Annotated in this window: 19 protein-coding genes and 1 pseudogene; 9 read left to right on the forward strand and 11 right to left on the reverse strand. The window is 59.0% G+C overall.

The features are described from left to right. The first annotated feature begins 124 nt into the window (after positions 1–124). The gene (locus tag H097_RS19260; protein WP_003215457.1) at positions 125–451 is read left to right on the forward strand and encodes a DUF1820 family protein; all 327 of its coding nucleotides are present in this window, start codon (positions 125–127) and stop codon (positions 449–451) included. Positions 452–570: 119 nt separating this feature from the next. Here H097_RS19260 and H097_RS19265 read toward each other — a convergent pair whose 3' ends face one another. The 4 genes from H097_RS19265 to H097_RS19280 form a co-directional block, all read right to left on the reverse strand. Further along, entirely contained in the window at positions 571–1,125 is a 555-nt protein-coding gene (locus H097_RS19265; RefSeq protein WP_032861717.1) for a tetratricopeptide repeat protein, read from the reverse strand. A 225-nt stretch (positions 1,126–1,350) separates the two neighbouring features. Continuing rightward, complete coding sequence (gene hemL / locus H097_RS19270) at positions 1,351–2,634, reverse strand: glutamate-1-semialdehyde 2,1-aminomutase (RefSeq protein ID WP_032861718.1); 1,284 nt, start codon at positions 2,632–2,634, stop codon at positions 1,351–1,353. A gap of 17 nt (positions 2,635–2,651) precedes the next feature. Next, positions 2,652–3,275: a thiamine phosphate synthase gene (gene thiE, locus H097_RS19275; RefSeq protein ID WP_032861719.1), complete on the reverse strand. Its 624-nt coding sequence runs from the start codon at positions 3,273–3,275 to the stop codon at positions 2,652–2,654. A gap of 18 nt (positions 3,276–3,293) precedes the next feature. After that, positions 3,294–4,091, reverse strand: coding sequence for a hydroxymethylpyrimidine/phosphomethylpyrimidine kinase (locus H097_RS19280; protein WP_032861720.1), 798 nt, complete (start codon positions 4,089–4,091; stop codon positions 3,294–3,296). Here H097_RS19280 and H097_RS28330 point away from each other — a divergent pair. The 5 genes from H097_RS28330 to H097_RS19300 all read left to right on the forward strand — a co-directional run bounded on the left by H097_RS28330 (position 3,981) and on the right by H097_RS19300 (position 10,792). Next, the gene (locus H097_RS28330) at positions 3,981–4,445 is read left to right on the forward strand and encodes a hypothetical protein (RefSeq protein WP_162237653.1); all 465 of its coding nucleotides are present in this window, start codon (positions 3,981–3,983) and stop codon (positions 4,443–4,445) included. The genes H097_RS19280 and H097_RS28330 overlap by 111 nt on opposite strands. Beyond that, the gene (locus tag H097_RS19285; RefSeq protein ID WP_032861721.1) at positions 4,378–6,747 is read left to right on the forward strand and encodes a 7TM diverse intracellular signaling domain-containing protein; all 2,370 of its coding nucleotides are present in this window, start codon (positions 4,378–4,380) and stop codon (positions 6,745–6,747) included. The genes H097_RS28330 and H097_RS19285 overlap by 68 nt, the downstream gene beginning before the upstream one ends. Positions 6,748–6,835: 88 nt before the next feature. After that, on the forward strand, positions 6,836–8,482 hold the full coding sequence (locus tag H097_RS19290) for an acyl-CoA dehydrogenase family protein (RefSeq protein WP_032861723.1): 1,647 nt from the start codon (positions 6,836–6,838) through the stop codon (positions 8,480–8,482). A gap of 140 nt (positions 8,483–8,622) precedes the next feature. Further along, positions 8,623–10,086 carry an AMP nucleosidase gene (gene amn, locus H097_RS19295; RefSeq protein WP_032861724.1) on the forward strand — a complete coding sequence of 488 codons (1,464 nt, stop codon included), beginning with the start codon at positions 8,623–8,625 and terminating at the stop codon, positions 10,084–10,086. 70 nt (positions 10,087–10,156) lie between these two features. Beyond that, entirely contained in the window at positions 10,157–10,792 is a 636-nt protein-coding gene (locus tag H097_RS19300; RefSeq protein WP_032861726.1) for a pseudouridine synthase, read from the forward strand. Here the strand turns inward: H097_RS19300 and H097_RS19305 are convergent. Both H097_RS19305 and H097_RS19310 read right to left on the reverse strand, forming a co-directional pair. Then, on the reverse strand, positions 10,787–10,996 hold the full coding sequence (locus H097_RS19305) for a DUF2788 domain-containing protein (RefSeq protein ID WP_032861950.1): 210 nt from the start codon (positions 10,994–10,996) through the stop codon (positions 10,787–10,789). The two genes, H097_RS19300 and H097_RS19305, sit on opposite strands and share 6 nt — an antisense overlap. Positions 10,997–11,224: 228 nt before the next feature. Further along, positions 11,225–11,704 carry an Lrp/AsnC family transcriptional regulator gene (locus H097_RS19310; RefSeq protein WP_003176264.1) on the reverse strand — a complete coding sequence of 160 codons (480 nt, stop codon included), beginning with the start codon at positions 11,702–11,704 and terminating at the stop codon, positions 11,225–11,227. Positions 11,705–12,121: 417 nt separating this feature from the next. Here H097_RS19310 and H097_RS19315 point away from each other — a divergent pair, with 417 nt between their 5' ends. After that, entirely contained in the window at positions 12,122–13,159 is a 1,038-nt protein-coding gene (locus tag H097_RS19315) for a DUF6515 family protein (protein ID WP_032861727.1), read from the forward strand. On the opposite strand, the gene H097_RS19320 is transcribed toward H097_RS19315, so the two are convergent. Genes H097_RS19320 through H097_RS19340 form a run of 5 tightly spaced genes read right to left on the reverse strand, consistent with a single transcriptional unit; the run spans position 13,156 to position 17,628 of the window. Continuing rightward, positions 13,156–14,049 carry a cation diffusion facilitator family transporter gene (locus H097_RS19320; RefSeq protein WP_032861729.1) on the reverse strand — a complete coding sequence of 298 codons (894 nt, stop codon included), beginning with the start codon at positions 14,047–14,049 and terminating at the stop codon, positions 13,156–13,158. The two genes, H097_RS19315 and H097_RS19320, sit on opposite strands and share 4 nt — an antisense overlap. 15 nt (positions 14,050–14,064) lie before the next feature. Further along, positions 14,065–14,484 carry a hypothetical protein gene (locus tag H097_RS19325; protein ID WP_032861730.1) on the reverse strand — a complete coding sequence of 140 codons (420 nt, stop codon included), beginning with the start codon at positions 14,482–14,484 and terminating at the stop codon, positions 14,065–14,067. Positions 14,485–14,540: 56 nt separating this feature from the next. Continuing rightward, entirely contained in the window at positions 14,541–15,836 is a 1,296-nt protein-coding gene (locus H097_RS19330) for an MFS transporter (protein ID WP_032861731.1), read from the reverse strand. A 44-nt stretch (positions 15,837–15,880) separates the two neighbouring features. Then, positions 15,881–16,936 (reverse strand): alpha/beta fold hydrolase, encoded by a 1,056-nt coding sequence (locus tag H097_RS19335; protein WP_082445639.1) that lies wholly within the window; start codon positions 16,934–16,936, stop codon positions 15,881–15,883. Next, positions 16,873–17,628, reverse strand: coding sequence for an IclR family transcriptional regulator (locus tag H097_RS19340; protein ID WP_139115658.1), 756 nt, complete (start codon positions 17,626–17,628; stop codon positions 16,873–16,875). Before H097_RS19340 ends, H097_RS19335 begins: the two co-directional genes overlap by 64 nt. A 489-nt stretch (positions 17,629–18,117) precedes the next feature. Between H097_RS19340 and H097_RS19345 the strand changes: the two are divergent. Together H097_RS19345 and hrpB are read left to right on the forward strand one after the other, a co-directional pair. Then, positions 18,118–18,498: pseudogene (locus H097_RS19345) on the forward strand (DEAD/DEAH box helicase); the annotation flags it as partial. A 129-nt stretch (positions 18,499–18,627) separates the two neighbouring features. Further along, the gene (gene hrpB / locus H097_RS19350) at positions 18,628–21,150 is read left to right on the forward strand and encodes an ATP-dependent helicase HrpB (RefSeq protein WP_032861738.1); all 2,523 of its coding nucleotides are present in this window, start codon (positions 18,628–18,630) and stop codon (positions 21,148–21,150) included. Positions 21,151–21,175 lie beyond the last annotated feature (25 nt).

Genomic DNA, 21,175 nt, shown 5'->3' on the forward strand with positions numbered 1-21,175 from the left:
TCAACTGGTGGTAAAGAACCGCGCATTATAGGGGGCATGCCCATTGGTTCCTAGCACTGTGCATCGGGTGCCATGCTATAGTTCGCGCCCTCATTTATATCCGCCGATGTGCTGCCCGCCCCCCATGACCAAACGTGAAGCTCCAATCTACAAGGTGATTTTCCTTAACCAGGGCCAGGTGTTCGAAATGTACGCCAAGCAGATCTATCAAAGTGATCTGTGGGGCTTCCTGGAAGTGGAAGAGTTCGTCTTTGGCGAGCGCACGCAACTGGTCGTCGATCCGGGCGAGGAAAAGCTCAAGGCCCAGTTCGAAGGCGTGGTGCGCAGTTTTGTGCCGATGCATTCGATTGTGCGCATCGATGAAGTCGAGCGCCTGGGCACGCCGAAGATCAGCGAAGCGCGGGGCATGAGCAATGTCATGCCGTTTCCGATGCCGATGCCTGAGAAGTAAGCTTTTTAGACCGCGTCGCGCCCATCGCAGGCAAGCCAGCTCCCACATTTTGATTTGTGAACACATTCAAATGTGGGAGCTGGCTTGCCTGCGATGGCGTCAGAAGGGTTTAGATAATGTCAGGGCAGCGGCGAGAAAGGCGAACGCCCATCCGCACTCTGCAACTCCAGCAGATAATTGCGGAAAATCTGCCCCAGCACCTGGGTCGCCACTTCCAACTCATCACGCTGCATGTGCTCGGCCACTTCATCGGCGGTGTCGAGCGCATCTTCGGCGCCATTGACCGCCGCCATCTTCAGCACGATATACGCCTGCACGTTATTGGCCGGCACACCTTCACCATGAAAGAACATGCTGCCCAGCTTGAATTGGGCTTGCGCATGCCCCTGCAACGAGGCTTTCTCGAAAAAGCTCAGGGCTTTATTGAGGTCACGGGAGGGATTCTTGTCGTCATAGAAGAATTCGCCCAACTCGTATTGCGCCTGCGCATCCCCGCCATCGGCCAGGGTCTGGCAGGCGCTCAGGGCCTCGGCCTGGCTTTCTGGCTGAGTATTGAGGGTGCAACGACCCATCGCTGGGATCAACAACGAGTTGCCGCCCGCTTGTGCATGCGCAAGCAGCGGTTGAAGGAGCAACAGGCAGCCCAGAACCAGGGTGCGGCCGGTGCGTTTCATGGGAATCGACTTACCTCTGACGGGGCGCGTGGAACCACGTGGGGATCCAATAAGCGCGCATTATGAAATAAGCAGGCCTCTGCTTACAAAGTCTTTACTCGTTTTTCTGCTGCGTGGGCAAGTTATCTGCCGGATTGCAGGTGATTTCTCGAAAAAAGAAGGAAATTTCTGTAAGCAAGGTAGCAAATCTGACGCCGCCAGGGGCGACGTCAGGTTTTGGCTGGCTTACTTCAGTGCGGCGAAGGCACGCTCGGCAGCATCCAGGGTCAGTTTCAGCTCGGCTTCGCCATGGGCGATGGAGGTGAAACCGGCTTCAAAGGCGCTCGGTGCCAGGTACACACCGCCTTCGAGCATCAGGTGGAAGAAGCGCTTGAACAGGTTGGCATCGCTGCCCATCACATCGTCAAAGGTCACGATGTCGTCGGCGCCACTGAAATACAGGCCGAACATGCCACCGGCCTGGGTCGTGACGAACGGGATGCCCGCCGCATCGGCGCGTTGTTGCAGGCCGTCCAGCAGGCGCGTGGTGTAGTCGGTCAACTCGGCATGGAAGCCCGGGCGGCTGATCAGGCGCAGGGTAGTCAGGCCGGCGGCCATGGCCAATGGGTTGCCGGACAAGGTGCCGGCCTGGTAGACCGGGCCCAGTGGCGCGATGTGCTGCATGATTTCGCGCTTGCCGCCGAAGCAGCCCACCGGCATGCCGCCGCCGATGATCTTGCCGAAGGTGCTCAGGTCCGGCGTGACGCCGTAGTAAGCCTGGGCGCCGCCGAGGGCAACACGGAAACCGGTCATCACTTCGTCGAAAATCAATACCACGCCGTGTTTGTCGCACTGCTCGCGCAGGCCTTCGAGGAAACCCGGCGCCGGTGGCACGCAGTTCATGTTGCCGGCGACCGGCTCGACGATGATGCACGCCACGTCCTGGCCGACTTCGCTGAGCATTGTTTCGACGGCAGCGATGTCATTGAAAGGCAGCGTCAGGGTGTGCTTGGCGAATGCCGCCGGCACGCCTGCCGAGCTCGGTACGCCCTGGGTCAACAGGCCCGAACCGGCCTTGACCAGCAGGCTGTCGGAGTGGCCGTGGTAGCAGCCTTCGAACTTGATGATGCTGTCGCGGCCAGTGAAGCCACGGGCCAGGCGGATCGCGCTCATGGTTGCCTCGGTGCCGGAGCTGACCATGCGCACCATCTCCATTGACGGCACGATCGAGCACACCAGGTCCGCCATTTCGGTTTCCATGGCGGTTGGCGCGCCGTAGGACAGGCCATGCTCCAATTGCTTGCGCACTGCGTCCAGCACGTCGGGGTGGCTGTGGCCAAGGATCATCGGCCCCCAGGAACCCACGTAGTCCACATAGCGCTTGTCATCTTCGTCGGTGACGTAGGCGCCTTCGGCGTGCTTGAAGAACAGCGGGGTGCCGCCAACGCTCTTGAACGCACGCACGGGGGAGTTCACACCGCCGGGGATGTGTTTCTGGGCATTGGCAAACAGGGTTTCGGAACGAGACATGGGCAGGCTCTCTGAATTCAGGATTTAAGGAGTTCGTTGAAGGCGCGGGCGCGGCGCGTCACTTCCTGGGGGCTGTCGGCACCGAACAGGCCGTGGACCACGGCCAGCAGGTCGGCGCCGTGCTCGACCAGGGGCGGGGCATTTTCCAGGGTGATACCGCCGATCACGCAGATCGGCACCTGCAAGCGGGCGCGGGCCTGGGCGAGCATTTCGAGGGTGGCTGCCGGGGCGCCGGGTTTGGTGCTGGAATTGAAGAAACGGCCAAAGGCGACATAGCTGGCGCCTTCGCGCGCGGCCTGTTCGGCCAGTTCGATCTGGCTATGGCAGGTGGAACCGATGATTGCATGGCGCCCCAGCAACGCACGGGCCGGGGTCAGCGGGCCGTCGGTCTGGCCGAGGTGGACGCCGACGCCCAGGCGCGCGGCCAGTTCGGCATCGTCATTGATGATCAACTGGGTCTTGTAGCGCGAGCACAGTTCACGCAGGGCTTCGGCTTCGCGCAGGCGCCGGGCCTCGTCGCTGCTTTTATCGCGGTACTGCAGCAACGTCACGCCGCCTTCCAGCGCGGCCTCGACGTAGGACAGGAACTTACCGGCCAATAGTTGGCTGTCGGTAATGGCATACAGGCCACGTAGTTTCATCGAGCAGGCCCCTTGATATTACGAACAGAAATCCAGTGGCAGGCGACGCGGCACAAACTGCCCCTGGCCCAATTGTTCGGCGTCCCGCAGGGTGCGCCAGGTGTAATTGAGTGCCGACTCCACGGCGCTGGCCAGGCCTTCGCCCTGGGCCAGGCGGCCGGCGAGGGCGCTGGCCAGGGTGCAACCGGAGCCATGATAGCTGCCGGGCAGGCGCTGGCAGGTGAAGGTGCGGCGGGTGCCGTCGCGGCTGTACAGGCGATTGTGCACCTCATGCTCGTCGCCGTGGCCGCCGGTGATCAACAGGTGCTTGATGAATGGCAGCAGTTTCTCGGCGCACTGGTCCGCCGTGCCTTCGGGCAGTTCGGCGAGGATGCGCGCTTCAGGCAGGTTGGGCGTGGCAATCAGCGACAAGGGCAACAGCCGCTCGCGCATGGCATAGCCGACCTCGTCCTTGCCCAGGCTGCCACCGCCACCGGCGCGCAGCACCGGGTCGCAGACTACCGGCAGATGCGGGTGCTGCTGGAGCAGTTCGACCACGGTGTCGACCATGACGGTGGAACCGAGCATGCCCAACTTGACCGCTGCAACTTCGGAGTCGCCAAGCACGGCATTGGCCTGGGCCAGCACCCACTCGCGGTCGAGTACGCGGAAATCGCTGACATTCACGGTGTTCTGCACGGTCAGCGCGGTCACGGCCGGAGCCGCATGACAGCCTTGGGCGAGCAGGGCTTCGATATCTGCCTGCAAGCCGGCGCCACCACTGGGATCATGGCCGGAGAGACAGAGGACAACAGGGCGAGAGCTGTAGATATTCATGGTGCGCGAGCTTACCACCAAACGCTTTTTGCGTGGCTGTCGGGCAGTGCTTGTATTTTGCTTCGGAATATCAAGAAAAGTGGCTATAGGCCATTATTTATTTCTGGCAGTTATCGCTCTGAAAGCCCCGGCCTAGAGCCTTTCAAAAAATTATTTCAATGGTGTCTTTTGGCCTTTACCGGCTATGCTAGAGTGGATCCAAACAACTTAATGTATCGTCGGTGTACGTCTTCTCAAAAGGAATGGGGGGCTTTTGACATAACCGGACAGGCCACGCTGGGGCTCTATGCGCTATTTGCTGATGTTTCTCTTGTGCGGGCTGCCGATGCTGGCCGGCGCCGTCGAGTTCAATGAAACCACCCGCAGCCTTCCCCTGGGCCGGGTCATGCAAGTACTCGAAGATCCAAGTGGCAGCGTCACTCTCGCCGACGCCCGTTCTGCGGCACTGGCCGATCGCTACACCCGCCATGATAAAGACACCCTCAATGCTGGTTATTCGCGCTCGGCGTTCTGGCTCAAGGTCGACCTGCATTACCTGCCCAAGGATCCGAAGGCCCTGCGCACCTGGTTGCTGGAGCTGGCCTATCCGCCCCTTGATCATCTGGAGTTGTACGTCCCTGATGATACCGGCGCCTACCGACTGGCCGGGCGCACCGGTGATGCATTGCCGTTTGCCAGCCGCGAGATTCGCCAGAACAACTACCTGTTCAATGTCGACTTCAAGGCCGGCGAGCAGAAAACCCTCTATTTGCGCCTGCAAAGCGAAGGCTCGATCCAGGCGCCGCTGACCCTGTGGTCGAGCACCGCCTACCTGGAAGATCAGCCGCTGCGCCTGTATGTGCTGGGCCTGATCTACGGCGTGTTGCTGGGCATGCTGGTGTACAACCTGTTTATCTACCTCAGCGTGCGCGACACCAGCTACCTCTATTACATCCTCTATATCGCCTCGTTCGGCATGTACCAGCTCTCGGTGAATGGCGCGGCGGTGGAGTATTTCTGGCCCGACAACCCCTGGTGGGCGAATGCGGCGACGCCGTTCCTGATCGGCGCGTCGGCGTTGTTCGGCAGCCTGTTTGCCCGCAGCTTCCTGCATACCGCCCTCTACAGTCGCTGGCTGGACCGGCTGTTGCTGGTGCTGGTGGGCACGGGGGCGGTGGTGATGTTGTTGTCGCTGATGACCAGCTACGCCCTGGCCCTGCGCCTGGCGACTGCGCTGGCATTGATTTTTACCGTGACCATTTTTGTCGCCGGGATCAAGGCCTGGTGCTGCGGCCAGCGCGTGGCGCGGTATTTCATCATTGCCTGGTCGGCGTTCCTGATCGGCGGGGTGGTCAACACGATGATGGTGCTGGGCTACTTGCCCAATGTGTTTTTCACCATGTATTCCAGCCAGATCGGCTCGGCCATTGAAGTCGCCCTGTTGTCCCTGGCCCTGGCCGACCGCATCAACGCAATGCGCGAACAACAGGCGCAGATCCTGTTTGAGGCCAGCCAGAAACTGGAGGTGCTCAACCAGCAACTGGCCCACAGCAACCAGTTGAAAGACGAATTCCTCGCGACCCTGACCCATGAACTGCGCACGCCGATGAATGGGGTGATCGGTTCATTGGAGTTGATGCAGACCGTGCCCCTGTCCGGGGACCTGGCGCAGTACCAGCACACCGCCGCCGGTTCGGCGCGGGACATGATGCGCATGGTCAACGGCATCCTCACCCTTACCGAGCTTCAGGCCGGTCGCCTTGGCGCGCAGCCGCAGGTGTTCAGCCTGCGCGGGGTGCTCAATACCTTGCGCCAGCAGTTCCTGGGCAACGCCCAGGGCAAGGGGCTGGAGTTTTCCATCGACGTGGCGGGCGAGTTGCCGGATCGCCTGGAGGGGGATGCTGGCAAACTGATGCAGTGCCTGGAGTGCCTGCTGGATAATGCGTTCAAGTTTACCCACGAAGGCGCGGTGCGCGTGCGCGTGGTGGGACTGCCCCGGGCCGATGGTCATTTGCATCTGACGTTTATCGTCACCGATACCGGTATTGGTTTTGCCCACCTGGATGAGGCAACTTTGTATCAGCGTTTCTTCCAGGTGGACGGCTCGACCACCCGTGAATATGGCGGCCTGGGCATTGGCCTGGCGATCTGCCGGCAGTTGATCGAATTGCTCGGCGGGCGCCTGACCCATCATTCCGAACCGCGCAAAGGCAGTCGCTTCCAGTTGGAAGTGGCCGTGATTGCGGTGCCGCCCGAGCCGGCACGGGTGGTTGATTGGCAGCGCTCGCCCCAGGATTGCACGGTATTGCTGGTGGATGACAATAGCGTCACGCAGTTGGTCCTGCGCGGGATGTTGCTCAAGCTGGGTTACCGGGTGAAAGTGGCAGGCAGCGGCCCGGTGGCGTTGGCGATGTTGCAGGACGCGGCATTTGATGCGGTGCTGCTGGATGTGCCCGAGGATGGTTTCTCCCTGTGCTGCCAGGTCCGGGCCTTGCCAGGCTGTGGCGAACTGCCGGTGATTGCCTTGAGCGACTCACTGCAAGGCAGTGCGCGCCAGCATTGCCACGGCGTTGGCCTTACCGAACAGTTGGTCAAGCCGGTACGTTTTGAGCTGTTGCAAGCGGTATTGCAGCGGCGCCTGCTGTGTCCGTTAGAGGGTGAAAGCGCCGGCAGTTAGGCGTATATGCCACTTTTTTAAGCGCGGTGACGATGCTTAACTGAAATGAAGGCCTCACTGAAGCTGGCCTTTTATCAGGAGGCCCGTCATGAATCTGCACCCGTTCGCCGAAACCCACGACGTTACCAACCAGCCGCCGTCATTGGATGGCGCCAACCTGTATCGCCTCGACCTGCCCTTGCAGGAGTGGTCGCGGCGCTTTGGCGCGGGCTGGGCCGAGGCGCGGATTGATGCCTACGGCGCCCTGGCAGGCGGGCCGCTGATGGCGGCGGGGTTCCTGGCGAATCAGAACAAGCCGGTGTTCAACAGCCATGATCGTTATGGCCACCGGATTGACCTGGTGGAGTTCCACCCGGCCTATCACGAACTGATGCGCACGGCCGTTGAACATGGCTTGCCGTCATTGCCCTGGGCCCATCCCCAGGCTGGCGCCCATGTCGCACGCGCCGCCATGACCTACCTGCACAGCCAGGCGGAAGCCGGCACCGGTTGCCCGCTGACCATGACCTTCGCCTGCGTGCCGGCCCTGCGCCTGCAGCCGGATCTGGCTGACACCTGGCTGGCGAAAATCCTCAACACCGAATATGACCCCCGCAACGTCGGCATTGCCCATAAGGCCGGTGCAACCATCGGCATGGCCATGACCGAGAAGCAGGGCGGTACCGATGTGCGTGCCAACACCACCCGCGCTTACCCCGTGGGTGCCGGTGGCCCTGGCCAGCCCTATGAACTGGTGGGGCACAAGTGGTTCTGCTCGGCGCCGATGTGCGACGCCTTCCTGACCCTGGCCCAGACTGACAAGGGCCTGACCTGTTTCCTGCTGCCCCGGCACCGCCCGGACGACACGCGTAACCAGTTCTATATCCAGCGCCTGAAAAACAAACTCGGCAACTGTTCCAACGCCTCCAGCGAAGTCGAGTTCCGTGGCGCCCTGGCCTGGATGATCGGCGAAGAAGGCCGAGGTGTGCCGACTATCATCGAGATGGTCGCCATGACCCGTTTCGATTGCATGGTCGGTTCCAGCGCCTTGATGCGCCAGGCGCTGACCCAGGCCAGCCATCATTGTGCCCATCGTACGGTCGGTGGCCGCGTGCTCAGTGAACAACCCTTGATGCAAAACGTGCTGGCCGATCTCGCCCTGGAGAGCGAGGCGGCCCTGGCCTTGAGCCTGCGCATGGGCCGGGCGCTGGACCATCTGGGCGATGAGCAGGAAGCCAAGTTCGCACGGCTGGTGACGGCAGTGGGCAAGTATTGGATCTGCAAGCGCGCGCCGGCAATGATCAACGAAGCCGCCGAATGCATGGGCGGCGCCGGGTATGTCGAAGACAGCATCCTGCCGCGCCTGTACCGTGAGGCGCCGGTCAACTCGACGTGGGAAGGTTCTGGCAACGTGCAATGCCTGGACGTGCTGCGGGCCTTGTCGAAAGAGCCTGGGGTGTTGGAGACATTGTTTGTCGAATTGGGCGATGGGCATGGCGATAAACGCCTGGCGCGGCATATCGAGCAATTGAAATCGGCGTTTATGGACACCCAGGACATCCAGTACCGGGCGCGGCAACTGACCGAAGATATCGCCGTGGCGTTGCAGGCCAAGTTGTTGCTGGAGGCGGGCAATGCCAGTGTCAGCGATGGGTTTATGGCCAGCCGCTTGGGTGAGTCATCAGGGCGGGTGTACGGCACCTTGCCACGGGGGGTGGATGTGCAGGCCATCGTCGCCCGCTCAACCCCTGCCTAAACGCAATCCCTGTAGGAGCTGGCTTGCCAGCTCCTACAGGGATTGCATTCATCATGGGTGGGCATGCCAATTCAGAGTTTGCGTCTGGCAGCGATGCAGGCAAGATGGCCTCCTGCACGTAAGAAAACAGGAAGCCTACCGTGACCGAAGCTTTTGTTGTCGTTCAAACCGCCGAAGAAGCCGTGGACCGGCTGGCGGCTCTGCATGAGCGGGCCACCAGCGCGCTCAATCAGGCCCTCAAGCAATACCTCAAGGATCGCGTCGAACCCGACGCCGCACAACGTGCACTGTTTCGCTACCCGGAACTGCGCCTGACCTACCACTGCCATGGCGAAGTCCCACAGACCACTCGGGCCTATGCCAAGGTCCAGTTGCCGGGCACCTACAGCGTCACCGTCACCCACCCGGCAGCGTTCCGCAAATACCTGCTGGAGCAACTGGTGCCGCTGATGCACGACTTCACCGTGACGGTAGAAGTGGGCGTCAGCCAGCAGAACATTCCTTACCCGTACGTGGTGGAGCAGGGCGACGAGTTGGCCGGCTCCGGCGTGACCGCAGCGACCCTGGCGCGGGTGTTCCCGAGTACCGATCTGTCCGCTGCCACCGATGGCATTGCCGACGGCCTTTATGATTGGGAAAACACCGATCCACTGCCCCTGGCGCTGTTCGATGCGGCCCGCGTGGATTTCTCCCTGCGCCGCCTGGTGCACTACACCGGCAGCGACTGGCGCCATGTGCAGCCGTGGATTCTGCTGACCAACTACCACCGCTATGTCGACCAGTTCATCGTCCATGGCCTGGAACAGTTGCGCAGTGACCCACGCTTTATCCGCATGGTGTTGCCGGGTAACGTGATCATCGACAAGAACATGGACCATGGCGAAGCGTCTGCCATTGCCGCCGGCGTGGTCTGGCACCGTTACCAGATGCCGGCCTACCACTTGCAGGCCAGCGACGGCCACGGCGTAACCCTGGTCAACATCGGTGTCGGCCCGTCCAACGCCAAGAACATCACCGACCACCTGGCAGTATTGCGTCCACATTGTTGGCTGATGATTGGTCACTGCGGCGGCCTGCGCCAATCCCAGACCATCGGCGACTATGTGCTGGCCCACGCTTATATGCGTCGCGACGGGATTCTCGACCGCGTGGTACCGCCGAACATCCCGATCCCGGCCCTGGCCGAAGTACAGATGGCGTTGCAGCAAGCGGCGGCCAATGTCACCGGCGAGAAGGGCGAAGAGCTGAAAAAGCGCCTGCGCACCGGCACCGTGTTGACCTACGACGACCGCAACTGGGAGCTGCGTTGGGCCCAGGAACGCCCGTTGATCAACCTGTCCCGTGCCGTAGCGGTGGATATGGAAAGCGGCACCATCGCAGCCCAAGGCTACCGTTTGCGAGTGCCTTACGGCACGTTGTTGTGCGTCTCGGACAAACCGCTGCACAGTGAGATCAAGTTGCCAGGTTCGGCCAACGCGTTCTATGAGCGTGCTGTCAGTCAACACTTGAAGATCGGTATCGAGGCGGTGGACTTGTTGCGCACCGAGCTCAACTCGTTGCATTCGCGCAAACTGCGCAGCTTTGACGAGCCGCCGTTCCGCTAAATAGCGGGGTGGTTATTTAACGGTCAGGCCACTAGCATGGTCGGTCCTGACCGTTAGATGTTTCGTTGCCATGTCCCGTCCTGCCCGTCCCGACTCGCGCCGCCCTGGCGTGAAACCTCCCCATGCCGCTGCTCGCCGTGTTGCCAAGGCGCCGCCGGCCGAGCCGAAGTTGATCCTGTTCAACAAACCCTTCGACGTGCTGACTCAGTTCAGTGATGAAGGCGGGCGCGCGACCCTCAAGGATTTCATCGACATTCCGGGGATCTATCCGGCCGGGCGCCTGGATCGGGACAGTGAGGGCCTGTTGCTGCTGACCAATGATGGCCAGTTGCAGGCGCGGATTGCCGACCCCAAGCACAAGCTGGCGAAAACCTATTGGGTGCAAGTGGAAGGCGAGCCCACCGAGGAGCATCTGCAACGCCTGCGCACTGGCGTTGAATTAAATGACGGTATGACGTTGCCGGCTGAAGCCCGGCGACTGGATGAGCCAGAACTATGGCCGCGCAACCCGCCGGTGCGGTTTCGTAAAAACCTGCCGACCTATTGGCTGGAACTGGTGATTCGCGAGGGACGCAACCGCCAGGTACGGCGCATGACCGCCGCCGTGGGCTTGCCGACCTTGCGCCTGGTGCGGGTAAAAATCGGCGATTGGTCGATTGAAGGCCTGGGCCAAGGCCAGTACCGCGAAGTACCGGCGCGTTTATAAAGCCCCGGATTCGATCAGGCCGATCACCACGCTCTTGATGATGAACGCGGCCACGCCCAGGCCCAGCACGAAGAACAGAATCATCGAGCCAAAGCGCCCGGCTTTGGATTTTTTCGCCAGGTCCCAGACGATAAAGCCCATGAAAATGATCAGGATGGTGACCAGGCCGGTCATCATCCACTCTTCAAACAGCACGGGGTCAATCGAATTCATTGGGCAGTTTCCGACAAAGGCAGGCGCGAAGTATAAGGCAGCGAGGCACGTTCAAAGTTGACCTGCGTCGGTACGTCGCACACAGATCCAGCGGTTGAAACACAATCCAGATGTGGGAGCGGGCTTGCTCGCGATAGCGGTGTGCCCGTCGCCGAATGCATTGACTGACGCACCGCTATCGCAGGCAAGCCAGCTCCCACATGGGGTTGGTGGTGAGTCTTAGGTCCGCAGGTGAGTCAACGGCAACTCCGTGCTGTTAAGCACCTGGTTGAGCACAAAGCTTGAGCGCACGCTGGTCACCCCTTCAATCCGGGTCAGGTGGCCCAGCAGCAGTTTTTGATAGTGATCCATATCCGGCACCACCACCTTCAACTGATAGTCGGCATCCATCCCGGTGACCAGGCTGCATTCCAGCACCTGCGGCAAGGTGCGGATGGCCGCTTCGAAGTTCTCGAAACGCTCGGGTGTGTGTCGGTCCATGCCGATCAGCACGTAGGCCGTGAGGCTCAGGCCGAGCATCTTGCGGTCGAGCAGGGCGACCTGGCGTGAGATGTAGCCGTCGTCCTCCAATTGCTTGACCCGGCGTGAGCAGGGCGAAGGCGACAGGCCGATGCGCTCGGCCAGCTCCTGGTTGGAGATCCTCGCGTCGCGCTGTAATTCCGCCAAAATACTCAGGTCGTATCGGTCAAGTTTGCTCATTGAGATGGCCTTTATCGTAACTATTGCTGCGAATTATCTATCCAGGGTTAAAAATTGCGCAAGCACTGTTTATTGACGCAATCTTCGCAATCATCTATCGGGGCTTCACGCCTATGATTACCAACAGAATCACTGCCCGGACATACAGTCCACTGCAGCCCGCCGAATCAGGCCGGCTGCGGCCCGCCAACCCCACCGGGTTGTGCCGGCCCCCGGGCTGCACACTGTCCACAAGACGGCGTGAGGTGAGCCAACGTCATAAGCGTTGAGCCAGGACGAAGTTCTCAAGGGGTGGCCGACGGGCTACCCCTTTTCTTTTGCCGACGAAAAATGTTCGGCTGGCTGATAACCTGTGGCAGAACCGGGCCCGGCTTTTCCAGTCTCATGCATAGGCCCTAATCCGCAGTGAGGAATAGCATGAAGCGCATCTGGCGTTTGGCAGGTGTAGGTGTGTTGATGGTCACCTTGGGTACGCAGGTGATGGCTGACGAGCGAGACAACTCACCCCGCCAGGGGCAAGGCCCGCAGGGCGGTGGTGGCGGGCAGCGAGAGCGTGGCCCCGAAGGCGGTGGGCGCCCGGCGAATAACCCGCCGCGAGCGGAAAACACTCAGCCACGTCCACAGAATCAGCATTTCGAGCGCAATGGCCAGAGCGGTCAAAATGGCCAGTGGCAAGCTCGCCCCCAAGGCAATGAACCTTCGCGCCCGGCGCCCCAGGCCGGGAGCAATCTGCCGATCCAGGCCCGCCCCGATTCCGTGAACCAGACCCAGGAGCCGCGCCAGGGTAACTACCGTGACATTCCCCGGCGCAACGATGGCAACCCGCGCTGGGAAGCCGGCGGCCCCGGTTCGCGTCCTGGCTACAACGGCCACCCCAATGACAACCGCTGGCCGGGTCGCCCCGACGGGCACGGCAATGGCTGGGGCCCGGGCCCACAATATCGGCCCGGGTACACGGTGGAGCGTTTCCCCGATCGCAATTACCGCGTGCCCTATCGTGGCCAGGATTATTTCTTCTCCGGGGGTTATTGGTATCGGCCCCAGGGCCCGCGCTATGTAGTGGTCACACCTCCCTATGGGATTCGTGTGCATTACCTGCCGGACTATGCGCGGGAAGTGTGGGTGGGCAGCGCGCTGTTTTTCCTCGCCGCCGGCGCCTATTACAGCTATGAGACCAGCACCCAGCAGTACGTGGTGGTGCAACCGCCAGTCGCCAGTCTGCCGCCACAGCCGGCGCCCCAGGGCAATGGTTATGACGTGGTCGCCTATCCCGTCAACGGCCAATCACCCGCCCAAGTGCAGCAGGACGGTTATGACTGCTATCGCTGGGCGGTACAGCAGAGTGGCTTCGATCCTCAGACAGTCACCTACGCCCCCGCGCCTGCGGTGGTGCAAACCTACCGCCAGGCCCAGGGCAACTGCCTGGGCAGCCGTGGCTATCAGGTGACCTACTAGGCCTTGTTGCCGGTAACCACTTCCTGCGGATCGGCGTGCACCAGCACCTCAGCCCGCGGGTAGGCTTTCTGGATGGCATCGGCGGCCTGGTCGCTGATGCCATGGGCCACCAACAGGCTCAACTCCCCCGGTAATTCCAGGTGCAACTGCACAAACCAGTGATTGCCGGAAACCCGTGTGCGCAAGTCATGGGCGCCCAACACGCCGGGCACGCCACGGGCCAGTTCCAGCATATGCTGGCTGACCTCGGCCGGCAGTTCCTCGTCCATCAGCACGGCAAAACTTTCCCGGGCGATCTGGATCGCGCTCCACAGGATGTAGGCGGCGATCCCAAGCCCGAACCAGGCATCGACCTGATGCAAGCCAAAGGCCGCCAGCACCAGCGCCAGGAGGATGCTGCCATTGAGCAGCAGGTCCGAGCGGTAGTGCAGCGAGTCGGCGCGCACCGCGTTCGAGCCGGTTTCGCGAATCACCCGATGTTGCAGGATCAGCAGCGCCACGGTCAGCGCCAGCGACAGCACAATCACCGCAATGCTCAGCCAGGGTGCGCCCACAGGCTCGGGGTGCTGCAAGCGTTGGTACGCCTGGAAGGCGATCAGCACCGCACTGCCGGCGATAAACAGCGCCTGGGCCATGCCCGCCAGGGACTCCGCCTTGCCATGGCCATAACGGTGGTCGTCATCGGCCGGGCGCAGGGCGTAATGCACCGCCAGCAGGTTGAGCAACGACGTCACGCCGTCGAGCAGCGAGTCGGTCAACCCGGCGAGCATGCTCACCGAGCCGCTGAACCACCAGGCGACGGCTTTACCGATAATCAGGATGCTGGCCACGCCGACCGAGGCGCGGGTGGCCAGGCGCAATAGCCGGGCGTGTTCGGTGCTGGTGGTCATGGGGCGATCAAGTCCTTACGCAGCCGGTTGCAGGCCCAGCATCGCGAGTTGTTGCACGCTGCCCTTGAACTGGATCAGGCGCGGGTCGTCCAGCGGCAGGCTGCGGCCGGTTTCGTGCTCGATGATGGTTTGCAGCTTGGTGTTATCCACCTTGCCGTCGGCGCCGATGGCTTGTTGCAGTTTTTCTGGCGCGACCTGGGCGGTCTTGCCGGGTTCGAAATAGATGGCGCCGGTGGCGAAGTCCACACCAAAGGCGATCAGGCCGGGGATGACATAGAACAGCAGGCCGAGCGCATCGAGTACGGCAATCGTCGGGTCGATCTTGCCGTCGATCTGGCCACGGCGGTCAGGATAGAAAATCGAACCGCAGGCGGTCAGTTGGCTCAACAAGGTGACGGCCAGAACACCGCCGATGACACGGGAAGCAATACGCATGGGACTCTCCTGAACACTTTATGGCGTGACTATAAAACATATCTACCGGGTGCCTCTTATCTAATGCGTGGGCTGGCTTGCCTGCGATGGCCCAGCCATAGGGTAAGCGAGCAAGCGACGACAGAGATAGCCAGGTACGGAATCAATGCATAGGTGAAGCTGCCGGTATGCCCTTTGATGATGCCTATTAGATAAGTCCCGGCAAATACTCCAAGGTTGTTCAGCGCATTGATAAGGGCAATCGCCATCGCGGTATTACGAGCAGGAATCATCTCGGTGGCGAGCGCCCAGAATGGCCCTTTGATCATTGAGGCGGCACTGATTGCAATGCATAAAATGATAATGGTCGGGATGAGCGCATTGACAAATATGATACTGGTCAATGCAACTGCGCCTACTGCTAGAGGGATTGCCAAGTGCATGACTCGCTCCCCTGTCTTATCGGAGTGGCTACTCCAAAAGTACATGGCGACACTTGCAAACGCGAAAGGAATAGAATTAAGAAAGCCAATTTGCATGGTGGTGAGGTTGAAAGTACTGATGATCTGCGGCTGCCACAACGAGAGGCCGTTCGTGACAGATGTCCCGCCAATATAGATTAGAGTAAGTGCCAAAACATACTTGTTGCAGAAAAGCTTCCAAATATCAGAAAAAGAGGCACGAGTTTTTTCGGTTGGAACTTTTTCAACTTGGCCTGACAGCCAGGTTTTATCTCCCTCAGTCAAAAACGAGGCTCTACTTACGCTATGAGGGAGAACCCACAAGGCTGCAATGCCCAAGAAAATGGCTGGGGAGCCTTCAATGATGAAAAGCCAGTGCCAGCCACGCATTCCAAACCAGCCGTCGAGCAACAATAGCATTGCCGACAAAGGCGAGCCCAAGACGCTCGATAGCGGCAAGGCAATCATCAGGATCGCCACCGCCCGGCTGCGATGACCGCTCGGAAACCACAGGGTGAGGTAGTAGATGACACCGGGAAAGAAGCCCGCTTCAGTGACACCCAGTAAAAACCGGAGAATATAGAATGAGTACGGCCCAGAAACCGCGGCCATGCAACTGCTGACGAGACCCCAGGAAACCATGGTCAATGCTAGCCAGCGAACAGGACCAAAGCGTTCAAGAAGCATGTTTGCAGGTACCGCAAAAATGCAGTAAGCAATAAAGAACAGGCCTGCGCCAAAGCCAAACGCGGCATCGCTCAAGGCAATATCTGATTTCATCTGCAATGCGGCAAATGCAATGTTGACCCGATCAAGTGAGGCAAGGAAATATCCCAGTGTAACGAATGGAAGGATTCGCCACGCGACCTTGTTCATTACCCCGCGTTCAATATCTTGCTGTGCTTGTGTCATATTGATTTCATCCCAAGCAGTCAGGCCCGAAGTCGGGTGGTTTTTTATAAAAGTCGGTCGACGAGCCAGTTGTCGATTAATCCGGATATGGTCAGATTGTTTTTCTCAAGCATTGGTAAATGAGAATTTCCATATATCCCTTGTTCGGGCAAGTCCAATGCGTCAACACGTCCTCCAGCAGAAGCCAGGGCGTGGAAATAGGCGTCAGTTCGCGCTCTGATGGCCGGCCATCGTGCATCCAGGGGCAAGTGATCCCCGTATACCGTGAGGATCGGAGTCTCTTTTAGCAGGCGTTTTTCAATGCCTTCTTTCGTACCGGCCTGAGAGGGCTCTATCGCCACAATGGCTGCAACTTTGTGTGGTACTAATTCAGCTGCACGAATAGCAAAATGGCCACCCTGCGAATGAGCGATCAATACGACCGGTTGTTCCAACTCCTTGAGCATTTGAACGTAAGCGTTCAGGGTAAGCTCGTCGGTAGCTGCCCAGCGAGGAACAATCTGCTTCATGAACGTTTTAAACGCATGGAGCGGGAACTGGCAGTGCGGGTATGCAGCCCTCTGTAAGCTGCTGGCGCAGAGGTCACTGACACGTTTACCTATCCGGAATTGTGTGAACGTATCCTGGTGAGTCCGCAGTAATGCCGGTTCCGAAAACTCATCTTCTCGTGGTGCCCAGCCAGACCTTCCCCGTTCTACCGCATCAATATTAAAAACAGACCAGCCCCGTTTCAGAAAGTCGTTCAACCAACCAGGGCGCCCATCAGGGGTTGATTCCCATACTGCGCCGGTCATAGACCCACCATGACAAAAGACTATGGGGGGGCGGTCTTGAGCTGACGCATTTATGACAAACTGTACATACATCTGCCCAACACAAGCCGTACCATTGGGGTTGATCTTGACTGGCACTCCGTTTGGGGCCAATACGTACTCTTCCATGGGATTGTCGCAATAGTCGACATGATGCCCGCCTACAAAGTAAGAGCCAATGGAATTAATGCTCACTGGGTTTGAGGTTTCTTTAGCCGTAATTATCATAAGAAATTCCGGAAGTGGTCTTGAAGCTTGTTGGAAAGTTGCTTGATGACAGGAAGGCATGTATTTAACTTGCTGTCAGTCATTCTGGAGTTCGGGCCTCCAATGGTCACCGAACCGATGACAAGGTTTCGAATATCCAAGATAGGGAAGCTCAGTCCAACAACATCAGAGAGCCTTTCACTTCGGCTTATGGAAAACCCCGATGATTGAACATTTTTCAAATCCTCCTGGAGGGCCGTTTTGCGTGTTTCACGGTCGGCGCCAGACTTTGGAGCGAATACATCTTCCAGAATGGCCATTTGTTGATCGCGAGGCAGGAACGCTAGCATTGCTTTTCCCCGTGACCCCAGGTGCAACGGCGTTCGTTCGCCCGGATTGATGTTCAATTGGACATGTTCGCTACTCTTGGCAACCTGCACGCATACGGCGGTGCGGTTTTCGAGGAAGTTCAGGTAGACGGTCTCGCCTTGGCCCAGGGCTACCTCCTGGAGCCATGTCGCCGGGGCGTCGCAAAGCTGTAAGCGATCCCGGTACAGAACTCCGAGCTCCCAGAAACGGACACCCAATTCATATCGTCGTGTTTCAGGTTGCTGTCGAAGGAACCCCTTTTTCGCAAGGGTCGACATGATCCGTTGGACAGCGGACGGAGACAGCCCTGTCTGTTGGCTCATCTCCCGTACACCCCAACTAGGGTGGTGAGCAGTGAAATACCCTAAAAGCTCCAAGGAAATATCTAGTGTTTTCAGCGGCATGATCTTTTGTTCCTCTATTTGGAACACTGTTTCTTTATTAGGTTTGCAACTTTGTTCCTTCCTATAAAAGCTTGTCAAGCAATTGCTTGTAGGTCTATTCGTATGTTGATTTTTTGGTGTTAGTTGGGGTGGGTAAAGAATTTGTTGGAGGGGCGTGGTTTATTACTAATAAAGGGGTGTGTTGCTTGTTCCTTTATTAGCAACACTTAGTGTTGGCTGTGGCGCCAGTTAGCAGCTTGGCACTGAATGGCAATGAAACATTTCAGGGTATTAAAGAGCTTCTACTCTCTATATGCCTGTTTATCTCTCCCAAAAGACTACTGGCGGATGATCCGTTGGTGGCTGAAGTCACCGGACGGATCAAGCTCCGCAGCCATCATATGAAGGTCTAAGTGTGGGAGCGCATTCCATAGGGAGATGGCATCGCCTCTGAGACCATCGATATCCAGCAGTTCGCCGTTATACTCGCCGCTCTGCCTTGGAGCCAGTATGAATTCGTTGCCAATCGATGATGTTTTACCCGCCTTGCGTGAAGCCTTGGCGACGCGCCATGAAGCCGTGCTTGAAGCACCGCCCGGTGCCGGTAAAACCACACGGGTTCCGTTGGCGCTGTTGAATGAAGCCTGGCTGGCTGGGCAAACCATCCTGATGCTTGAACCTCGTCGGCTAGCGGCCCGCGCCGCCGCCGAGCGACTGGCCAGCGAGCTGGGGGAAAAGGTCGGGGAGACCGTTGGCTATCGGATCCGCCTGGACAGCAAGGTCGGCCCCAATACCCGTATCGAAGTGGTCACCGAAGGCATCCTCACCCGTCGCCTGCAGGATGACCCGGCGCTGGATGGCGTAGGCCTGTTGATCTTCGACGAGTTCCACGTTTTGCTGAATGCACAGAAACCATCACTTTCTTGTCAAAAACTCTCAAACAACGCCGTCTCAGTCTGGGGGCTTAATCTCCTCGCTTGATCCCCCGTCGTATACTGCTTCCCTGATTTGGGAGCCTCGATGATTTCACTACCTATTGACCTCGTATTGCCAGACCTACGAGAGGCCCTGGCCAACCGCCACGAAGTAATCCTTGAAGCTCCTCCTGGTGCTGGCAAGACCACTCGAGTGCCCCTAGCACTACTGAACGAGCCTTGGCTCGGTGATCAGAAGATCCTGATGCTCGAGCCTCGTCGATTGGCTGCTCGGGCCGCCGCTGAACGTTTGGCGAGTGAGCTTGGTGAGAAGGTTGGTGAGACTGTCGGATACCGCATTCGTCTTGAAAGCAAGGTAGGCCCACGAACCCAGATTGAAGTAGTGACCGAAGGCATCCTGGCTCGCCGGCTTCAAGATGACCCCGCGCTTGATGGAGTGGGTGTGGTGATCTTCGACGAATACCACCTGCGAAACCTCGACTCCGACCTTGCACTGGCTCTGTGCGTGAGTGCTCGTGAGCTTCTGCGTGAGGAGCCGCCACTGAAGTTGCTTCTGATGTCCGCAACGCTGGAAGGTGCTCGCCTTTCAAAAGTGCTGAATGATGCGCCTGTGGTCACCAGTGAGGGCCGGATGTATCCGGTCGTACCGGTTTGGGGCAGTCCATATCAGCCGGGCGAGCGTATGGATGCGCGAGTCACTGACACCTGTTTGGCTGCCATCAACGAACAGTCGGGAAGCGTTTTGGTTTTCCTTCCTGGGCAGGCAGAGATTCGGCGGGTGACTGAGGCGCTCAAGGAGCAGTTGAGTGGTCGTCCAGAGGTAATCGTATGTCCTCTATACGGCGACCTCGACTTAAATGCTCAGCGTGCTGCGATAGACCCGGCACCCAAAGGCTCCCGGAAGATCGTACTGGCCACGAACATCGCGGAGACCAGCTTGACCATCGAAGGTGTCAGAGTGGTGGTGGACAGTGGTCTCGAGCGAGTGCCGAAATTCGATCCTCGCAGTGGAATGACCCGGCTCGACACACAGCGTATTTCGAAGGCCAGTGCTACTCAGCGTGCAGGACGGGCAGGGCGATTGGAACCAGGTATCTGCTATCGCCTTTGGTCTGAGTCGCAGCACGAACAAATGGCTGGCTACAGTACCCCTGAAATTTTGCAGGCTGATCTTGCAGCCCTGGCTCTCCAATTGGCCCGGTGGGGAATGAAGCCGGAGGAGATGACCTGGCTCGACCAACCTCCATCAGCTCCCTTCGGCCAAGGTAGAGACCTGCTGAAGCGCCTGGGCGCACTCGACGATGCTGGACAGCTCACACCACACGGATCAGCCATGAGCAAGCTCCCAGCGCATCCACGGATCGCTCACATGCTCATTAAAGGCAACGCGATGGGGCTGGATGACCTTGCTTGCAACATCGCGGCGCTGCTCGGTGAGAAAGACATCTTGCGTGGTGCGGGTGCTGATCTTCACACCAGGCTGAGTGCATTATCCGGCGAACAACATTCACGTCGAGGCGATGGCTCATTTCAGCGCGTGAAGCAGTCTGCTCGGCAGTATCGATCCCTGCTACGTGGGAGTGCCGTCCATCCAGTCAGCGAACCCGATCACCCAAGATGGGTAGGGTGTCTACTGGCATTCGCCTACCCTGACCGAATCGGTCTCCAGAGGCGTGCAAGTGCTTCTGAGTACCGTCTCTCTAATGGGCGGGCTGCTGTATTTTCAGAGCCCGATGCTCTCACTAAACATGAGTGGCTAGTAGTGGCCGATCTGGGTAGTCGGCAAGGGCAGCGCGAGGAGCGGATCTACCTAGCGAGCGATCTCGATCCAGCCTTGTTCGATGACGAGCTGGCTGACCTTGTAAGGTCAGTCGATGAGGTTGACTGGGACGAGAGGGAGGGGGTACTCAAGGCTGAGCGGCAACTCAAGGTGGGGCAGTTGGTGCTGTCCGTAACCCCTTTGCCAAGTCTTGATGAGCAAGCTCGTTCGCTAGCCTTGGTCAATCTGGTGAGGCGCAAGGGCATCGAGCTTCTGCCTTGGAACCCTGAGTTGCGCCAATGGCAGGCGCGGGTCAATCTGCTACGTCAGTTGGATATCCAAAATGGCCAAGCAGAAAGCAAGTGGCCTGATCTCAGCGATACCAACCTTCTGGACACGCTGGAAGAGTGGCTCACACCGTACTTGGGCAAAGTCACGAGGCTCAGTCACTTCAGCCATCTGGATCTGTCATCGATTGTCAGAAATCTTCTGCCTTGGCCGCTTCCACAGGAACTAGAGGTTCAAGCACCCCAGACGATTCAGGTGCCATCTGGGTCGAATATCCGAATCGACTATTCGCAGCATCCTCCGATATTGGCTGTGAGGCTGCAGGAGCTTTTTGGTCTGTCAGAAACACCTCGGATTGCCCAAGGTAAACAGCCCCTGACGTTGCATCTTTTGTCGCCGGCGCGGAGGCCTGTACAGGTTACCCAAGATCTAGCCAATTTCTGGCGTAGAACGTACGTGGAAGTGAAGAAGGATCTTAAAGGCAGATACCCGAAACACTACTGGCCCGAAGATCCATTAGTGGCTGAGGCGACTGCCAAAGCCAAGCCTAGGAAGCCGTGACTTTCGGGCCAAATCAGCCTCACGT

The organism is Pseudomonas sp. FH4, assembly GCF_000510915.2.
Taxonomy (GTDB): Bacteria; Pseudomonadota; Gammaproteobacteria; order Pseudomonadales; family Pseudomonadaceae; genus Aquipseudomonas; species Aquipseudomonas brenneri.